Below are 16746 nucleotides of genomic sequence, written 5' to 3' on the forward strand. Positions count from 1 at the left end.
CCCCCGCGGTCCGCCGGGCCTCAGCTCCCCCCGCCCAGGCTCCGGAAGAAGCTGAATCGCCATGCAGATCAAGAGGAACGCGCATCTGGCCATGGACCGCACCCACCTTTCCCTTGTGTCTGCACTGGAGTTTCAAGAATCTTAACCTAGAGCCTTTCTGGGAGTCCCGTGAACATCCTCCGCCGCGTCCTGCCCCTCCTCCTCTGCCCCGCGCTGGCTGCCGCGCCCCGGGCCTTCGCCATCGAGGATCTCTACCGCCTCAAGGATGTGGCCCACCTCGCCCTCTCGCCGGACGGCTCCAAGCTCCTCTTCGAAGTCTCCTCCCAGGACCTGCGCAGGTCCACCCGGGCCACCCACGTGTGGATGGCCGATCTGCGCGGCGGTGCCGTGCGGCAGCTGACCTTCGCGGGCACGTCGGACACCTGGCCCCGCTGGTCGGCGGATGGCCGGTCCTTCACCTTCCTCTCCAACCGGGAGGAGGGCTCCCAGCTGTGGCGCCTGGACATGGCCGGCGGGGAGGCGAAGCAGGTCACCGCGTTCGGCCCGGGCATCGCGGACCCCCAGGTGGTGGGGAAGACCGTCTTCTTCCAGTCCACCGTCTTCCCGGAGGCCCTGGCGGACGAGGCCCGGAACAAGGCCATGGCCGAAAAGCTGGAGAAGGGGCCCGTGCAGGCCCACCTGGCCGACGGACTGCTCTACCGCCACTGGACCTCGTACCGGGACTTCCAGTACACCCACCTGTTCAAGGCCCCCGCCGACGGCGGGGCCGTGACGGCGCTCACCTCAGGCCCGCGGGATTTCCCGGGCTACGACCAGAGCTACGACGTCGCTCCCGACGGCCGGGAGGTCTGCGTGGCCACCCCCAACGGCCCGGAACCGGCCCGGTCCACCAACGTCGACCTCTTCCTCATCCGCCTGGACGGTGACCGCACGCCCCTCTGCATCACTGGCGCCAACCCCGCGGCCGACGGCGCCCCGCGCTATTCGCCGGACGGGCGCTGGATCGCCTACAAGTTCCAGAAGGTCCCCGGGTTCGAATCCGACCGCTTCCGACTCGGCGTCTACGACCGCTCCGCCAAGGCCTTCCGGAACCTCACCGAGGCCCTGGACAACCCCATCGAGGCCTTCCAGTGGTCGGCGGACGGCAGGTCCCTGTGGTTCACCGTCCAGGAGAAGGGCCGCTACCCCCTCTACCGCGTGGACCTTCCCTCCGGCCAGCCCGTGCGGGTGCTTGACGGCCAGAGCATCCGGGAGTTCGTGGTGGCCCCGGACCAGGCCTCGGTCCTGTTCGTGCGCAACCGCGTGGGCGAGGCCTCGGAGATCTGGCGCTGCCGCTTCCCCGGCAAGGAGCTGGCGAAGCTCACCTCCTTCAACGACGCCGTGGCGGCGGATCAGGTCTTCGGCGACTGAGACTCGCTCGCCCGGATTATCGAAGGACCGATCCGAAATTACCCGGCCCGGAACGTCCCGGCATAGGCATAATGGGGAAATTTCCCAGGAGGGCTCGTGGTTCCCAAGGAGAATCAGGTCGATGTCGCCTGGTCTTGACATATGTGACCCAATAGGTAACATTGGTCATCAAGCAACCGAAAGACCCCATGATCGGCATTTCCCGCCAGACGGACTACGCGGCGCGGCTCGTTCTACACCTGGCCTGCCTCGAGCCCGGAACCCGGGTCTCCATTCCGGAGATCGCCAGGACCCGCCTGCTGCCCGCCCCCTTCACCCGGAGGCTCATCGCCCTCCTCATCCAGGCGGGCATCCTTCAGACCACCCGGGGCACCCTCGGCGGCGTCAGCCTCGCCCGCCCCGCCTCGGAGATCTCCCTCCTGGACCTCCTGGAGGCCCTGGAGGGGGGCGTCGCGCTCAACGACTGCCTGAACGGGGGCGAACCCTGCGTCTTCGGTCCGGGGTGCACCGTTCAGCGCGCCTGGGGCCACGCCACCACCGTGCTGCCCTGAACCTCGACGTCAAGTACGCCAAGCTCGGCTCGGACGTGAAGCTCGCCGCGAACGGCGCCAAGGTCTCGGCCGTGCAGCTCGATCCCATGCTCATCGGCGTGGGCGTGGGCTACCGGTTCTAGGGGCTGCCGGCTAGCCAGGGGCTTCCTCGATACAGGATGAAGGGGGCAGTCCAAAGCAGAAAGATCCCCTTCCATCCCCTGGATCCGGTTCATCCCTGTTTCAGCAGGGCGAGTGCAGGATTGGGTCGGCAATAGCAGGTAGCTTGCGCGCCTTCTCATCCCTGGCTGGCCCTGCTGGAACAGGGATGAATCGGATTGAAGGGAAAGGGCAGGATAAGGCCTGGCGGGTTTGCCTGCAGGGCCCAGCCTACTCGGCGGGCCTGTCCTGCATGCGGATCAGTTCCTGGTAGTCCTCGGCCGTGAGGACGTTCCGCCAGTGGCCCGTGAGCATGGCCAGGCCCGTCACGGCCAGGAAGAGCCCCGCCACCAGCGCCGCGAACACCGCCCTGGGCACGGCCTTGCCGCCCGGGGCGCGCATCTCCAGCGTGTCCTTCACGGGGCAGGCCTCCACGCACCGGTAGCAGCCGGTGCACTCGTCGCTCCCCACCCGGGTGGCCTCGTGCACCTGGATCCGCGAGGGGCAGGCCTTCGTGCAGAGCTTGCAGTCGATGCAGGTGGCTTTGGACCGGGTGATGCGCAGCGGGCTCGCCAGGCTCAGCAGGCCCAGCAGGGCTCCGTAGGGGCAGAGGTAGCGGCACCAGACGTTCTTCACCGCCAGGGATAGGGCGGCCAGGACGAGCACGACCGCCAGGGCCGTGCCGGAGATGCGGGCGAAGAAGAGGTACATGCGCAGGTCCGCCGCCGCGTTGAAGGGGCTGTAGAGGAAGCCCTGCAGGGCGGGCCCGTCCATCTTCCAGGCGGCCCAGAGGAAAAAGAGCAGGACCAGGTACTTCAGGGAGCGCAGGGGGTAGTCCAGCCACCGGGGCGGCTCGAAGTTCCGCCCGAAGAGCCTTGCCCCCAGGCGCCACAGGACCTCGCTGAGGGTCCCCACGGGGCACAGCCAGCTGCAGAAGGCCTTCTTCAGGAACAGGCCCAGGGCCAGGATGGCCAGGAAGATGAACAGGCCCGCCGGATGGAGCTCGCAGATGCGGCCGGTGGCGGCCCAGAACTTGAGGCTCAGCAGCGCGCTGATGGGCAGGAACCCCTCCGCCCCGGGCGGATGGGCCCCGCGGCCGTGCATGAAGAGCGCGAACTCGACCCCGATCCAGGCGCACAGGGCCAGGAACGCGGCCTGCACCGCGGCGCGCAGGGGGAAGGGACGCTTCTTCATGCTTCGAGGCTAGCATCGCCCCGGGCCGATTTCGGACTAGTTGATCCGATTTGTGATCTTCGCCACGCCGCTTCTCCCCGGAGCCGCTCCATGCCAAGCTTTCCGATGCAGACATGGAGAGACCGATGACCAACGACAGCCCCCGGGGCGGCGCGCAGCCTGGATTCCCGAGCAGCTTCTGGACCGCCAACGGCACCGAGCTCTGCGAGCGCGCCGCCTACTACGCCATGGCCAGCTTCGTGGTCCTCTATCTGGGCCAGCTGGGCTTCGGGGCCTACTGGCCCAGCTTCCTGAACAGCTCCGTGCTGTGGTTCCTGGTGTACTTCCTGCCCATCCTCTCGGGCTCCCTGGCGGACCAGTACGGCTTCAGGAGGTCCCTGCTGGTGGCCTTCGTGCTGCTGGCCATCGCCTACTTCCTCATGGGCTATCCGGTGTGGTTCGGGGGGGCGAAGCTGGCCTCCGTGTTCTCCTCCGAGGTGACCGTGGGCTGGCGCACTGCCGTGCCCATCGTCGGCGGCGTGGTCATGATCGGCCTGGGCGGAAGCATCGTGAAGCCCTGCATCGCCGGCACGGTCCAGAAGACCGCCGGCGCCCGCAAGACCCTGGGCTTCGCCATCTTCTACATGATCATCAACGTGGGCAGCCTGGTGGGCCGGGGCGTGGCGTTCTTCTTCCGCCGCCGCTTCGACCTGAGCGCGATCTTCGCGGTGTCCATGGCCGCGGCCGCGGTGGCCTTCTTCGTGGTGCTCCTGGTGTACAAGGACCCCGACGTGGAGATGGGCAACACGGAAAGGAAGCCCGCCCGGTCCATGGCCGAGATCCTCCTGGGCATGGTCAAGGTGCTGGGCAGCGGCCGCTTCGCCATGTTCCTGCTGGTATCGAGCGGCTTCTACTTCATCTACAACCAGGTGTACAACCTCCTGCCGCTCTACGTGAAGCGCACCGTCGAACTGACCCCGGCCATGGACATCTACACCATGGCCAACCCCTTCGTCATCGTCACCTGCCAGCTGCTGATCACCATGGCCTTCGGCAAGCTGCCCCCCATCAAGTCCATCATCGTGGGCACGGTGATCATCGGGTTCTCCATGCTCATCAACATCGCGCCGCTCTACATGGCCGGCGGCGTGGGACTGCGGATGATGGACCTGCTCCCGCTGGGCTCCCTCTTCATCGTCCTGACGGTGGCGCTGATCGCCTTCGGCGAGCTGTTCGCGTCCTCCCGCCTCTACGAGTACATCGGCTCCCTCGCCCCCAAGGGCCAGGAGGGGCTCTTCCTGGGCTACGCCAACATCCCCATGGCGGTGGGCGCCCTCGTCGGCGGGCCCGCGGGGGCCTGGCTCTTCAATGCGGTCATGTGCAAGGGTGCCACGAAGCTCCCCAGCGGCCTGCTCAAGCTGGACCCCAGGGCCGCGGCCACCGGGTGGGTGATCCTCACGGGCATCGGCCTGTGCAGCGCGGCGAGCATGTACGCCTACAACGCCTGGCTCAAGCGCCAAGGATAGCCTTCTCCAGCTCCCCCACCACGGCATCCAGCTGGTCCAGGAGCGGCGTCCGGCCCTTCTCCCCCAGGATCTCCACCACGCTCCGGTAGTACCACGCCGTCTCCCCGGGGCCCGCGTTGAAGCGGTCCCAGAGCGCGGACCCGGCCGCGCGCAGGTCCCGCACCAGGGACGAGGCGTTGTGCAGCTTGTCCCCCAGGACGATGAGCCGGGCCCCGGCGCTGGCCACCGCCAGGTGCGCCAGGTAGGCCTCCTTGCGCGCCCGCCAGGGGGGCTTGGGGGTGACCGTGGCGTCGGTGCACTCCAGCACCAGGTCGGCCACCCGGGGGCCGAACCGGGTCCGGATCTCCTCCAGTACCGGCAGCCCCCCGCCGTCCTCCACCGCATCGTGGAGAAGGCACGCGATGGCCACCTCCTCGTCCGCGCCGTGCTCCAGGACCGTCGCGGTCGCCGCCAGCACGTGGGAGACGTAGGGGATCGCGGTCCCCTTCCGGTACTGGCCGGTGTGCACCTGGGCGGCGAAGGCCAGGGCCTCCTGGAACCGCGGGCCAAGGGGGAACGCCATGGGGACTCCGGGGATGCTTCCAGTATGCTGGGGGGTTCGCTTGAAGAAGTGTACAAAATTTTTATATTGATTTGATCCCTTGATGACCCAGATTTCAGGACAGCACCGTACCCACCCAGGCCGTGCATGCTTAATAATAATGCATTTACCAGCATGTCGAACCCTGAAACCAGGGATCCCGGCGGGTCAGCACCATCGGAGATTTATGCTTAATGCATTTGAGACGCGTTTCCTGACGGCGCTGCTCCTGGGACTCCTGATCCACTGCGGCGGGGGCCGCACGGACGTGCCGCTCACGCCCCTGGAACCCCTGGTCACCTCCCAGCCCCAGGACCAGGCCGTCAAGGCCCCCGCCTCCGCCACCTTCGCCGCCACGGTTTCGGGCAACCCCGCCCCGACCTACCAGTGGACCCTGGACGGAGTCCCCATCCCGGGGGCCACCTCGAACACCTACACGACGCCCGGCACCGACTCGAGCATGACCGGCAGGGCCTATGCCCTGGTCGCCACCAACAGCCTCGGGTCGGTCACCAGCGCTCCGGCCGTCCTCACGGTGACCGGCCCCCCGGTCGTCACCGCCCAGCCCGCGGCCATCACCGTGCGGGTGGGCGAAAGGGCCACCTTCACCGTCGCGGCGGCGGGAGCCGGCGGGCTCACCTACAGGTGGTCCAGGGACGGCTCGGCCCTCGACGATGCCACGGCAGCCACGTACACCACGTCCGCCGCGACCCGGGAGATGACCGATGCCAGATACACCGTGGAGGTGACCAGCCCCTCCGGTTCGGTCACCAGCTCTCCGGCTGTCCTCACCGTGGCCTACGGCCCCACCATCAAGGTCCAGCCCGCGACCGAGAACGTCCTCTCCCCCGCCCCGGCCACCTTCCGGGTGGAGGCGGAGGGCAATCCGCTCGCCTACCAGTGGAACCGCAACGGCACGCCCATCGTCGGCGCCACCTCGGCCTCCTGGACCATCCCCGCCAGCACCATCGCCATGAACGGGGACCTCTTCACCGTCACCGTCTCCTGCGCGGGAACGTCCGTCACCAGCGCCCCGGCCGCCCTGAACGTCACGAGCGTCCCGGTGATCACCACCCAGCCCCTGGGCCGGAGCCTTCCGGCGGGGACGGCGTTCACCCTCTCGGTCGAGGCCGTGGGGCTGCCCAACCTCCTCGCCTACCAGTGGAACAGGAATGGCGAGGCTCTGCCCGGGGCCACCGCCGCCAGCTACACCGTCGACAGGGCCACCGCGGAGGACAGCGGCAGCTACACGGTGACCGTGACCAACGGAGCGGGGTCCACCGAAAGCCAGAAGGCCATCGTCCAGGTCGCCGCGGGCTACACGGTGTCCGGCACCGTGACGGCCGGGGGCGCCGGCGTCACGGGGGCCGTCCTCACCCTCGACACGAACCCGGCCAGGACCGCCACCACGGACTCCAGCGGAGTCTACACCCTCTCCCACGTGCCCCCCGGCTCCTACACCCTCACGCCCTCCATCCCCGCCTTCTCCTCGGTCTTCGCGCCCACCTCCCGGCCCGTCACGGTCGTCGCCGGCGATGTGGAGGCCAGCTTCACGGCCACCCTGGGCTACACCGTCTCCGGCGTCATCACGAATTCCGACCCCGATTCCGGCACCATCTACCTGACCCTCCGGCCCGCCGGGGAGGGCTTCGCCCTGGGCGAGGCCCACCTGGACCTGGCCGGTGGGCACGCCTTCGCCTTCAGGGGGGTGCCGCCGGGCACCTACACCCTTTCGGGCCGCGCCGACCTCTTCGACAAGGGCACGGTGAACGCCCACGACCCGTCCGGAACCCTGGCCGCACCCGTCACCGTGGCCGCGGCGAACGTGACAGGCCTCACCCTGCCCCTGGCGCCCGCCGTCCCGGACCTGTCCGCCCTGGCCGCCCCCGCCTTCTCGGTGAGCGCCATGGATTCCGGAGCCGTCATCGACTACCGGCCCGTCACCTCCGGGGGCGTCGAACAGCCCAGGTCCTACCAGCTGGACTGGAGCACCGACCCCGCCTTCGCCTCCCTTTCGGGGACGCGGCGGGTGACGCCCTCCCCCGCGCACCTCGTGGTGCTCTCGGGCGACTCGCTCGTCAACGGCACGACCTATCACGTCCGCATGAGGGGCCTGGGAGTCGCCTCCGCCACGGCCTGGTCCGCTTCCAGGGCAGTGACGGTGGGGGCCGGCACGGGCGCCTTCTCCGCCTCGGGCACGGTGAGCTTCGCCACGCCCCCCGAAGGCCCGCTCCTGGTGGGCCTGCGGGACCCCGCGACGGGCCGGGCCTGGATGACCCGGATCCAGGCCCCCGCGAGCCCCCAGGCCTTCGCGGTCAGCGGCGTCCCCGCCTCCACCCCGGGCGCCTTCGAGCTGGTGGCCTTCCTGGACCAGGACCTGAACGGCCTCCTCTCCCTCGGGGATCCCGCCCGGACCCTCCCCGCCGTCGTCGCCTCGGACCTGCGGGACCAGGCCCTGGTCCTGCCCTCGGCCTCCTGCACCGCGGCGGTCACCACGCGCCACGCCAGGTACGGGGACACGGAGACCTGCACTCTCCTCTTCACCGTGCGCGACGGCGCCAACCATGTGGCTTCGGCCCAGCTCTCCTCGGGCCCCAATCTGCCCATGCCCGCGAGCCTCGGCGCCGGCAACGGCGGCTCCGTGCTGACCTTCGAGGCCACCCCCACGGCCCGGCCCACCGCAGGGGACGCCTACACGATCGTCGTCAATTTCTACGATGGCACCACCGAGACCCTCACGGTCCAGGTCACCGGCGTCCTCGATGCCTTCCCGGAGCTGCAGGCGCCCGATCTCCAGGGCGCCGGCTCCCCCGGCGACCTGGAACCGGCCTTCGCCTGGGCGGCGCCGCTGGCGCCCCCCCCGTCCTACCACTACGACTTCACCCTGAAAGGCAGTGGGGTTTCCTGGACCGTCACCGGACTCCCTTCCACCACCACCACCCTCGACTGGTCCGTGGATCCCGGCGACTCCGCCAACACCGTCACCGGAGGCCTGACGGCGCGGGTCCCGTGCACCTGGACCCTGGCCCTGGTGGACGCGTCCGGAAACTCGGCGCAGGTGGTCCGGACCTACACCCCTTGACCTCCGTCCAGGTTATGGACCCATAAATATTCCGGAAGGCCGTGTCGGGTTTTGAGCGAGAATGAGAACCCATCTCGCTCAAAACCCGCCCTTCCGGAGAGTACATGAGTGGATCCAGCCAGCCCTTGAGGATCGTCACCGCCGCCGCCCTGTTCGATGGCCACGACGCCGCCATCAACCTCGTGCGGCGCCTCCTGGTGGCCCAGGGCGCCCAGGTCGTCCACCTGGGGCACAACCGGAGCGTGGCGGAGATCGCCAAGGCCGCGGTGGAGGAGGACGCCGACGCCGTGTGCGTGTCCTCCTACCAGGGCGGCCACATGGAGTTCTTCACCTACCTGGCAGCGAGCCTGCGGGCCATGGGCGCCGGCCACATCAAGGTCTTCGGCGGGGGCGGCGGCGTGATCATGCCCGAAGAGGCCCAGACCCTGGAGGCCTCCGGCGTGGAGAAGATCTACACCCCCGACGACGGGATGCTGCTGGGGGTGGAGGGCATGATCGCCGATCTCTTGGCGCGCGCCCGGAAGGGCCGCGGCCCGTCGGCCGCCCCCGGGGAGCGGCTCGCGCTCTCATGGCGCCTCACCGCGGCCCTGGCCGGTGCCGCCCCGGAGGGCGAAGCGCCCCGGGTCCCGGTGGTGGGCCTGACCGGCACCGGCGGGGCCGGCAAGAGCTCCCTCGCCGACGAGCTGGTGCGCCGGCTCCTCCTGGACTTCCCCGCCCTGAAGGTGGCGGTGCTGGCCATCGACCCCACCCGCAAGGCCTCGGGCGGCGCCCTGCTGGGAGACCGCCTGCGCATGGGGTCCACCGCCAGCGACCGGGTCTTCTTCCGCAGCGTGGCGGCCTCCGGGGACAGCTCGGCCATGGTGCGCGCCGGGGCCGGCCTCCTGAAGGGCTGGGCGGACCTGATCCTGGTGGAGACCAGCGGCATCGGCCAGGGCGACACCGAGATCCTGGAGATGGCCGACGTGCCGGTCTACGTCATGACCAGCGAGTTCGGCGCGGGCACGCAGCTCGAGAAGATCAACATGCTGGACTACGCCCGGCTGGTGGTGATCAACAAGTACGAGGACAAGCGGGCCGAGGACGCCCTGCAGGCGGTGCGCCGGCAGGTGCGGCGCAACCGGAACATCCCCGCCTCGGTTCCCGACGACCGGCTCCCGGTGTACGGCACCGCCGCCGGCCACTTCAACGACGCCGGGGTGGACCGGTTCTACCTGGACCTTCTGGCCCACCTGCGGGAGGCCTTCGGGCTCGACCTGCAATCGGCCTTGCCGGACCCGGGGCCCGCGGCGTTCTCCTGCGAAAGGGCGGCGCCCATCGTGCCCTTCGAAAGGGGCAAGTACCTCCAGGAGATCGTGAAGGCGGTGAGGGACTACCGGCACCACACCGAGGGCCTCGCAGCCCGCGCGGACCGTCTCCAGGCGCTCGAAGGCGCCTGCGCGGCCATGGCCGAGGCCCCCGAGGCCCTGAAGGCCGAGGCGGCCAGGGCCAGGAAGGACCTGGGGGAGGGCGTCGCGCTGCTGGAGCGGTGGAGCCGCCTCAAGGCGGCCTACGCCGGGGAGACCTTCACCTACCGGGTGCGGGACCGGGACGTCCACGTGCCCCTGACCGTCACGTCCCTGTCGGGCACCCAGGTGCGCAAGGTGGAGCTGCCGCGCACGGACCGGGCCGGGGACATCATCCGGTTCCTCCGGCAGGAGAACGTGCCCGGGAGCTTCCCCTACACGGCCGGAGCCTTCCCCTTCCGCCGCACCGACGAGGATCCCAAGCGCCAGTTCGCGGGCGAGGGGGGCCCGGAGCGCACCAACCGGAGGTTCCATTTCCTCTGCCAGGGGGATGCCTCCAGGCGCCTGTCCACCGCCTTCGACTCCGTGACGCTCTATGGCGAGGACCCCCACGAGCGCCCCGACATCTACGGGAAGGTGGGGGAATCCGGCGTCAGCATCGCCACCCTCGACGACATGAAGACCCTCTTCCGGGGCTTCGACCTGTGCGACCCGAACACCTCGGTCTCCATGACCATCAACGGTCCGGCGCCGGTCATCCTGGCCATGTTCTTCAACGCGGCCATCGACCAGCAGCTCGAGAAGGGCATCGACCGGGAGACCACCCTGCGCAACCTGAGGGGCACCGTCCAGGCCGACATCCTCAAGGAGGACCAGGCCCAGAACACCTGCATCTTCTCCATCGAGTTCGCCCTTCGCATGATGGGCGACATGCAGGCCTTCCTCATCGCGCACGGCATGCGGAACTACTACTCGGTGAGCGTCTCGGGCTACCACATCGCCGAGGCCGGGGCCAATCCCGTCGCCCAGCTGGCCTTCACCCTGGCCAACGGCTTCACCCTGGTGGAGTACTACCTGAGCCGCGGCATGGCCATCGACGACATCGCGCCGAGCCTCTCCTTCTTCTTCAGCTCGGGGCTGGACCCGGAATACTCCGTCCTGGGCCGGGTGGCCCGGCGCATCTGGGCCATCGCCCTGCGGGACGTCTACGGCGCCAGCGACAAGAACCAGAAGCTCAAGTACCACATCCAGACCTCCGGGCGCTCCCTGCACCTGAAGGAGATGAAGTTCAACGACATCCGCACCACCCTCCAGGCCCTCACGGCCCTGCTGGACAACTGCAACTCTCTACATACCAATGCTTACGACGAAGCCCTCACGACCCCCACCGAGGAGTCGGTGCGCCTTGCCATGGCCATCCAGCTCATCCTGACCAAGGAGTGGGGCGTCTACTGGAACGAGAACGCCCTGCAGGGCTCCTACTTCTTCAGCCACCTTACGGACGAGGTGGAGGAGGCCGTGCTGGAGGAGTTCAGCCGCCTCAACGGCCGGGGCGGGGTCCTGCGGGCCATGGAGACCCAGTACCAGCGCTTCCGCATCCAGGAGCAGTCCCTCCTGTACGAGACCCGCAAGCACTCCGGGGAGCTCCCGGTGGTGGGGGTCAACACCTTCGTGCGCGAGGAGGAGCCCGGGGCCGAGCCCCGCCCCGTGAGCCGGGCCACGCCGGAGGAGAAGGACGACCGCCTCCGGGCGCTGCGCGCCTTCCAGGAGCTCCACGCCGCCGAGGCGGGCCCGGCCCTGGAGCGCCTCCGGGACCAGGTGCGCCGGGGGGGCAACCTCTTCGACGTCCTCATGGACACGGTCCGGGTGGCGAGCCTGGGCCAGATCACTTCCGTGCTCTACGAGATGGGAGGAAAATACCGGCGCTCCATGTGACCTTCCAATTCATCATTACCCCCACCGTCCCGAATCATGTTCAACTTCATCACCATCCCCATACCCGATACCCACCGGAGCTAAGAATGAGCATGCCCCTGACCCAGCTTGGCGAGGAGGAACTCGCCTTCCAGGAACTGGTAGCCGACTTCGCGAAGAACGAGATCGAACCCCTGCGCGACGCCATGGACGAGCAGCAGGAGATGCGCCCGGACCTGGTGAAGAAGTTCTTCGGCCTGGACATCATGGGCATCGAGGTGCCCGAGGAATACGGCGGCGCCGGTTCCACCTTCTTCAACGCCATCCTCGTCATCGAGGAGCTCAGCAAGGTCGACGCCTCCGTGGGCGTGCTGGTGGACGTGCAGAACACCCTCGTGGACAACTGCTTCATGCGCTGGGGCAGCGAGGCCCAGAAGAAGAAGTACCTGCCCCGGCTCTGCAAGGACACCGTGGGCGCCTACGCCCTGTCCGAGGCGGGCTCGGGCTCGGACGCCTTCGCCCTGGCCACCCGGGCCACGCCCAACGCCGGCGGGTTCCTGCTCAACGGCAGCAAGCTCTTCATCACCAGCGCCCAGGAGGCGGGGATCTTCGTGGTCTTCGCCACGGTGGACCCCGCGGCGGGCTACAAGGGCATCACCGCCTTCATCGTGGAGCGCGGCATGCCGGGCTTCTCGGTCTCCAAAAAGGAGAACAAGCTGGGCATCCGCGCCAGCTCCACCTGCGAGCTGAGCCTGGCCGACGTCCAGGTGGGGCCGGACCAGGTGCTCGGCGAAGTCGGCAAGGGCTACAAGGTGGCCATCGAGACCCTCAACGAGGGCCGCATCGGCATCGCCGCCCAGATGCTGGGCCTGGCCGAAGGCGCCCTGGCCCACGCCCTGGCCTACACGAAGGAGCGCCGGCAGTTCGGCAAGCCCATCTTCAGCTTCCAGGCCGTCCAGATGCGCCTGGCCGAGTGCGCCAGCCGCGTGGAGGCCGCGCGCCTCATGACCTACAACGCCGCCCGCATGAAGGACGCGGGTCTCCCTTTCATCCGGGAGGCCGCCATGGCCAAGTACTTCACGAGCCAGGTGGCGGAATGGGTGTCCAGCGAGTGCCTGGAACTCTTTGGCGGCTACGGCTTCACCAAGGACTACCCGGCCGAGAAGTATTTCCGGGACAGCAAGATCGGAAAGATCTACGAAGGCACGACGTTCATGCAGCTGCAGACGATTGCCAAATTGCTGTAAAACATGGGGATCTATTTGGATGAAGGCTTCTTTTCTCGGCGATCCTCGGCAACCCCGGCGCCTCGGCGATAGGCTTTTCGCCGGTTGCTTCGGCGCAGCGACCCGTTGCCCCGCAGCATCATATGAAAAGCCTATCGCCGAGGCGCCGGGGTTGCCGAGGATCGCCGAGAAGGGAAAAGAAATGAAATCATCACGGGAGGGCCAATGACCACCGGACAGGACGCGAAGCTGAGACTGCTGAAGTCCAAGCACGAGGAGGCAGAAAAGGGCGGCGGCGCGGACAAGATCGCCAGGCACCACGAGTCCGGCCGGCTCACGGCCCGGGAGCGCATCGCCATCCTCCTCGACGAGGGCTCCTTCACGGAGATCGACAAGTTCGTCCTGCACCGCTGCGACAACTTCGGCATGGAGAAGATGAAGATCCCCGGCGACGGCGTGGTCACGGGCTTCGGACAGATCGACGGGCGCCTGGTGTACGTCTTCGCCCAGGACTTCACGGTCTTCGGCGGCTCGCTCTCCAAGGCCTACGCGGAGAAGATCTGCAAGATCATGGACATGGCCACCCGCAACGGGGCCCCGGTCATCGGGCTCAACGACTCGGGGGGCGCGCGCATCCAGGAGGGGGTCCAGTCCCTGGCGGGCTATTCGGACATCTTCACCCGCAACGTGCTGAGCTCCGGGGTGGTGCCCCAGATCTCGGCCATCATGGGGCCCTGCGCCGGCGGCGCGGTCTACTCCCCGGCCATCACGGACTTCGTCTTCATGGTCAAGGACACGTCCTACATGTTCATCACGGGGCCCGACGTCATCAAGGCGGTCACCCACGAGGAGGTCACCAAGGAGGCCCTGGGCGGGGCCATGACCCACAACGCCCGCTCCGGCTGCGCCCACTTCGCGTGCGCGGACGACGAGGAATGCCTGCTCATGATCCGCGAGCTCATGAGCTTCGTGCCCCTCAACAACCAGGACGACCCGCCGGCGCGGGCCTGCACCGACGATCCCAACCGCACCGAGGTCACGCTGCGCACCCTGGTGCCCGACTCCGCCAACCTGCCCTACGACATGAAGGACATCTTCCATGCGGTGGTGGACGACGGCTACTTCTTCGAGGTGCAGGAGCACTTCGCGAAGAACCTGGTCATCGGCTTCGCCCGGCTCAACGGCAGGCCCGTGGGCATCGTGGCCAACCAGCCCAATCACCTGGCCGGGGCCCTGGACGTGGACTCCTCCCTCAAGGGGGCGCGCTTCGTGCGGTTCTGCGACTGCTTCAACATCCCGCTGATCTTCTTCGAGGACGTGCCGGGCTTCCTGCCCGGGGTGGACCAGGAGCTGGGCGGCATCATCAAGCACGGCGCCAAGCTCCTCTACGCCATCACCGAGGCCACGGTGCCCCGGCTCACCGTGATCACCCGCAAGGCCTACGGCGGCGCCTACTGCGTGATGAACGCCAAGAACATCCGCTGCGACTACGCCATCGCCTGGCCCACCGCCGAGATCGCCGTCATGGGCCCCGAGGGCGCCGTCAACATCATCCACCGCAAGGAGCTGGACACGTCCCGGGACCCCGAGCGCACCCGCACGGCCCTGCTGGACGACTACCGCGACAAGTTCGCCAACCCCTACAACGCGGCCGAGATGGGCTACGTGGACGAGGTCATCGATCCCATGAACACCCGGCCCGTCCTCATCCGCGCCCTGGAGATGTGCAGGAACAAGCGCGTCAGCAACCCGCCCCGGAAGCACGGCAACCTGCCGCTTTGAGGACTCCGACCATGTTCAAGAAGATTCTCATCGCCAACCGGGGCGAGATCACCATCCGGGTCATCCGCGCCTGCAAGGAGCTGGGGGTGCCCACCGTGGCCGTCTACTCCGAGGCGGACCGGGCCGCCCTGCACGTGAGGGCGGCGGACGAGGCCTACTGCATCGGGCCCGCCCCCAGCCGGGATTCCTACCTGCGCTACGACCGGATTCTCGAGGTGGCCGCGAAGTGCGGCGCCGACGCCATCCACCCGGGCTACGGGTTCCTGTCGGAGAACGTGGCCTTCGCGGAGGCCTGCGCCGCCCAGGGCGTCACCTTCATCGGGCCCAATCCCAGGGCCATCCGCGTCATGGGCAACAAGACCACCTCCCGGGTGGCGGTCTTCGAGATGGGGGTGCCCCTGGTGCCCGGCATGCGGGAGAACCTCCAGTCCGAGGACCAGGCCCTGGAATGGGCCGACCGGATCGGGTTTCCCATCATGATGAAGGCCGCCGCCGGCGGCGGCGGCAAGGGCCTGCGCCAGATCCTGCGCCGCGAGGACGTGGTGGCCGCCTACCGCGCCGCCAAGTCCGAGAGCCTGGCGTCCTTCGGCGACGACGCGGTCTACATGGAGCGGTACATCGAGAACCCCCGGCACATCGAGATCCAGGTGCTGGGCGACAAGCACGGCAACCTCATCTACTGCCCGGAGCGCGAGTGCTCCATCCAGCGCCGGCACCAGAAGGTCATCGAGGAGGCCCCTTCGACCATCGTGGACCCCGTGATGCGCAAGGCCATGGGCGAGGCCGCCATCAAGGCGGCCCGGGCCGTGGACTACGACTCGGCGGGCACGGTGGAATTCATCGTCTCGGGCAAGTCCAGGGAGTTCTTCTTCCTCGAGATGAACACGCGCCTCCAGGTGGAGCACCCCATCACCGAGATGATCACGGGCATCGACCTGTGCAAGGAGATGATCCGCAGCGCTGCGGGCTACGTCCTGCCCTTCCGGCAGGAGGACATCCCGTGCCACGGCCACGCGCTCGAATGCCGCATCTACGCCGAGGACCCCGACAACCGCTTCCTTCCCACGCCGGGCAGGATCATCGGCCTGCGGGTCCCGGGCGGCCCCTGGGTGCGGGACGAGTCCGGCATGTACGAGGGCCTGGACGTGCCCATCCACTACGACCCCATGCTCAGCAAGCTGGTGGTCTGGGGCAGCACCCGGGAGCGCATGATCACCCGCATGCAGCGGGCCCTGTCGGAATACGCCGTGAAGGGCATCAAGACCACCATCCCCTTCCACGCCCGCATGCTGAAGAACGAACGCTTCCTCTCCGGGGACATCGACACCAACTTCATCGACAACGAGTTCCAGCCCCTCGACGAGGCCCGGGAAAAGCCCAACGAGGACATCGCGCTGGTGGCCGCGGCCATCGGGGCCTACCGCAGGGACAAGGAGAAGGCGCTGGGCCGGGTCGGCGGCGAGGGCGGCCCGGCGGGGGACGTCTCGGCCTGGAAGGCCAGCGGCAGGGTCAAGCGGGATCCGGGATTCTGAGGAGATAGCCATGGTCTACATCGGCACCCACCAAGGCCGCACCACCAAGGCGAAAGTCGTGGAACCCCGCCCGGGCATCTTCACGGTGACCCTGGGCGAGGCGGAGTACCACGTCGACTTCCTGGAGCCCCAGCCCAACATCTACTCCCTGATCATCGACGGCCGCTCCTTCGAGGTGGACGTGGACGCCAGGCCCGACGGCGACGTGTTCGACGTCTTCATCAAGGGCGACCACTACGAGGTCGAGATGGTGGAGGAGAAGAAGAAGAAGCTGGCCATGAAGATGAGCAAGGGCGCCACGGGCCGGCAGGACATGAAGTCCCCCATGGCCGGCAACGTGAGGGCCGTCCTGGTCCAGCCCGGGGACCGCGTCGTCGCTGGCCAGGTGGTGCTGATCCTCGAGGCCATGAAGATGCAGAACGAGCTCAAGTCCGCCATCGACGGGATCGTGGCCTCCGTCACCGCCCGCGAGGGCGTGGCCGTGGCCGCCGGCGACCCCCTGCTGGTGGTGGAGCCCTGGGAACCGCAGTTCCCCACCGGTTGAAGGCA

The 16746-nt window shown here is 68.4% G+C and carries 12 protein-coding genes; 10 read left to right on the forward strand and 2 right to left on the reverse strand.

Features of this window, described 5'->3' with window-relative positions; translation table 11 throughout:
- The first annotated feature begins 168 nt into the window (after window positions 1-168).
- The 3 genes from RAH40_RS12290 (at window position 169) to RAH40_RS12300 (ending at window position 2083) form a co-directional block, all read left to right on the forward strand.
- Window positions 169-1410 carry a hypothetical protein gene (locus RAH40_RS12290; protein ID WP_306597832.1) on the forward strand — a complete coding sequence of 414 codons (1242 nt, stop codon included), beginning with the start codon at window positions 169-171 and terminating at the stop codon, window positions 1408-1410.
- A gap of 188 nt (window positions 1411-1598) precedes the next feature.
- On the forward strand, window positions 1599-1961 hold the full coding sequence (locus RAH40_RS12295) for an Rrf2 family transcriptional regulator (protein WP_306597833.1): 363 nt from the start codon (window positions 1599-1601) through the stop codon (window positions 1959-1961).
- Window positions 1913-2083 (forward strand): OmpW family outer membrane protein, encoded by a 171-nt coding sequence (locus RAH40_RS12300; protein ID WP_306597834.1) that lies wholly within the window; start codon window positions 1913-1915, stop codon window positions 2081-2083. Before RAH40_RS12295 ends, RAH40_RS12300 begins: the two co-directional genes overlap by 49 nt.
- Before the next feature lie 247 nt (window positions 2084-2330).
- Here RAH40_RS12300 and RAH40_RS12305 read toward each other — a convergent pair whose 3' ends face one another.
- Window positions 2331-3293 carry a 4Fe-4S binding protein gene (locus RAH40_RS12305; protein WP_306597835.1) on the reverse strand — a complete coding sequence of 321 codons (963 nt, stop codon included), beginning with the start codon at window positions 3291-3293 and terminating at the stop codon, window positions 2331-2333.
- 125 nt (window positions 3294-3418) lie between these two features.
- Between RAH40_RS12305 and RAH40_RS12310 the strand changes: the two genes are divergently transcribed.
- The gene (locus tag RAH40_RS12310; protein ID WP_306597836.1) at window positions 3419-4798 is read left to right on the forward strand and encodes an MFS transporter; all 1380 of its coding nucleotides are present in this window, start codon (window positions 3419-3421) and stop codon (window positions 4796-4798) included.
- On the opposite strand, the gene RAH40_RS12315 is transcribed toward RAH40_RS12310, so the two are convergent.
- Entirely contained in the window at window positions 4782-5360 is a 579-nt protein-coding gene (locus RAH40_RS12315) for an HD domain-containing protein (RefSeq protein WP_306597837.1), read from the reverse strand. The two genes, RAH40_RS12310 and RAH40_RS12315, sit on opposite strands and share 17 nt — an antisense overlap.
- Before the next feature lie 205 nt (window positions 5361-5565).
- Between RAH40_RS12315 and RAH40_RS12320 the strand changes: the two genes are divergently transcribed.
- The 6 genes from RAH40_RS12320 (at window position 5566) to RAH40_RS12345 (ending at window position 16741) form a co-directional block, all read left to right on the forward strand.
- On the forward strand, window positions 5566-8460 hold the full coding sequence (locus RAH40_RS12320; protein ID WP_306597838.1) for an immunoglobulin domain-containing protein: 2895 nt from the start codon (window positions 5566-5568) through the stop codon (window positions 8458-8460).
- Between the two features lie 104 nt (window positions 8461-8564).
- Window positions 8565-11678, forward strand: coding sequence for a fused isobutyryl-CoA mutase/GTPase IcmF (icmF, locus tag RAH40_RS12325; protein WP_306597839.1), 3114 nt, complete (start codon window positions 8565-8567; stop codon window positions 11676-11678).
- A gap of 86 nt (window positions 11679-11764) precedes the next feature.
- On the forward strand, window positions 11765-12904 hold the full coding sequence (locus tag RAH40_RS12330) for an acyl-CoA dehydrogenase family protein (protein WP_306597840.1): 1140 nt from the start codon (window positions 11765-11767) through the stop codon (window positions 12902-12904).
- A 204-nt stretch (window positions 12905-13108) separates the two neighbouring features.
- Window positions 13109-14665 carry an acyl-CoA carboxylase subunit beta gene (locus RAH40_RS12335; protein ID WP_306597841.1) on the forward strand — a complete coding sequence of 519 codons (1557 nt, stop codon included), beginning with the start codon at window positions 13109-13111 and terminating at the stop codon, window positions 14663-14665.
- Between the two features lie 11 nt (window positions 14666-14676).
- Window positions 14677-16197, forward strand: coding sequence for an acetyl-CoA carboxylase biotin carboxylase subunit (accC, locus tag RAH40_RS12340; protein ID WP_306597842.1), 1521 nt, complete (start codon window positions 14677-14679; stop codon window positions 16195-16197).
- Window positions 16198-16207: 10 nt separating this feature from the next.
- Window positions 16208-16741 carry a biotin/lipoyl-containing protein gene (locus tag RAH40_RS12345; protein ID WP_306597843.1) on the forward strand — a complete coding sequence of 178 codons (534 nt, stop codon included), beginning with the start codon at window positions 16208-16210 and terminating at the stop codon, window positions 16739-16741.
- Window positions 16742-16746: the final 5 nt, after the last annotated feature.

The organism is Geothrix sp. 21YS21S-2, assembly GCF_030846775.1.
In the GTDB taxonomy this organism is placed as follows: domain Bacteria; phylum Acidobacteriota; class Holophagae; order Holophagales; family Holophagaceae; genus Mesoterricola.

Bases quoted from the DNA above. Each gene is read 5' to 3' on its own strand.
- RAH40_RS12295 (WP_306597833.1), top strand. From the start codon at position 1,599: ATGATCGGCATTTCCCGCCAGACGGACTACGCGGCGCGGCTCGTTCTA.
- RAH40_RS12305 (WP_306597835.1), bottom strand. From the start codon at position 3,293: ATGAAGAAGCGTCCCTTCCCCCTGCGCGCCGCGGTGCAGGCCGCGTTC.
- RAH40_RS12310 (WP_306597836.1), top strand. From the start codon at position 3,419: ATGACCAACGACAGCCCCCGGGGCGGCGCGCAGCCTGGATTCCCGAGC.
- RAH40_RS12315 (WP_306597837.1), bottom strand. From the start codon at position 5,360: ATGGCGTTCCCCCTTGGCCCGCGGTTCCAGGAGGCCCTGGCCTTCGCC.
- RAH40_RS12320 (WP_306597838.1), top strand. From the start codon at position 5,566: ATGCTTAATGCATTTGAGACGCGTTTCCTGACGGCGCTGCTCCTGGGA.
- icmF (WP_306597839.1), top strand. From the start codon at position 8,565: ATGAGTGGATCCAGCCAGCCCTTGAGGATCGTCACCGCCGCCGCCCTG.
- RAH40_RS12330 (WP_306597840.1), top strand. From the start codon at position 11,765: ATGAGCATGCCCCTGACCCAGCTTGGCGAGGAGGAACTCGCCTTCCAG.
- RAH40_RS12335 (WP_306597841.1), top strand. From the start codon at position 13,109: ATGACCACCGGACAGGACGCGAAGCTGAGACTGCTGAAGTCCAAGCAC.
- accC (WP_306597842.1), top strand. From the start codon at position 14,677: ATGTTCAAGAAGATTCTCATCGCCAACCGGGGCGAGATCACCATCCGG.
- RAH40_RS12345 (WP_306597843.1), top strand. From the start codon at position 16,208: ATGGTCTACATCGGCACCCACCAAGGCCGCACCACCAAGGCGAAAGTC.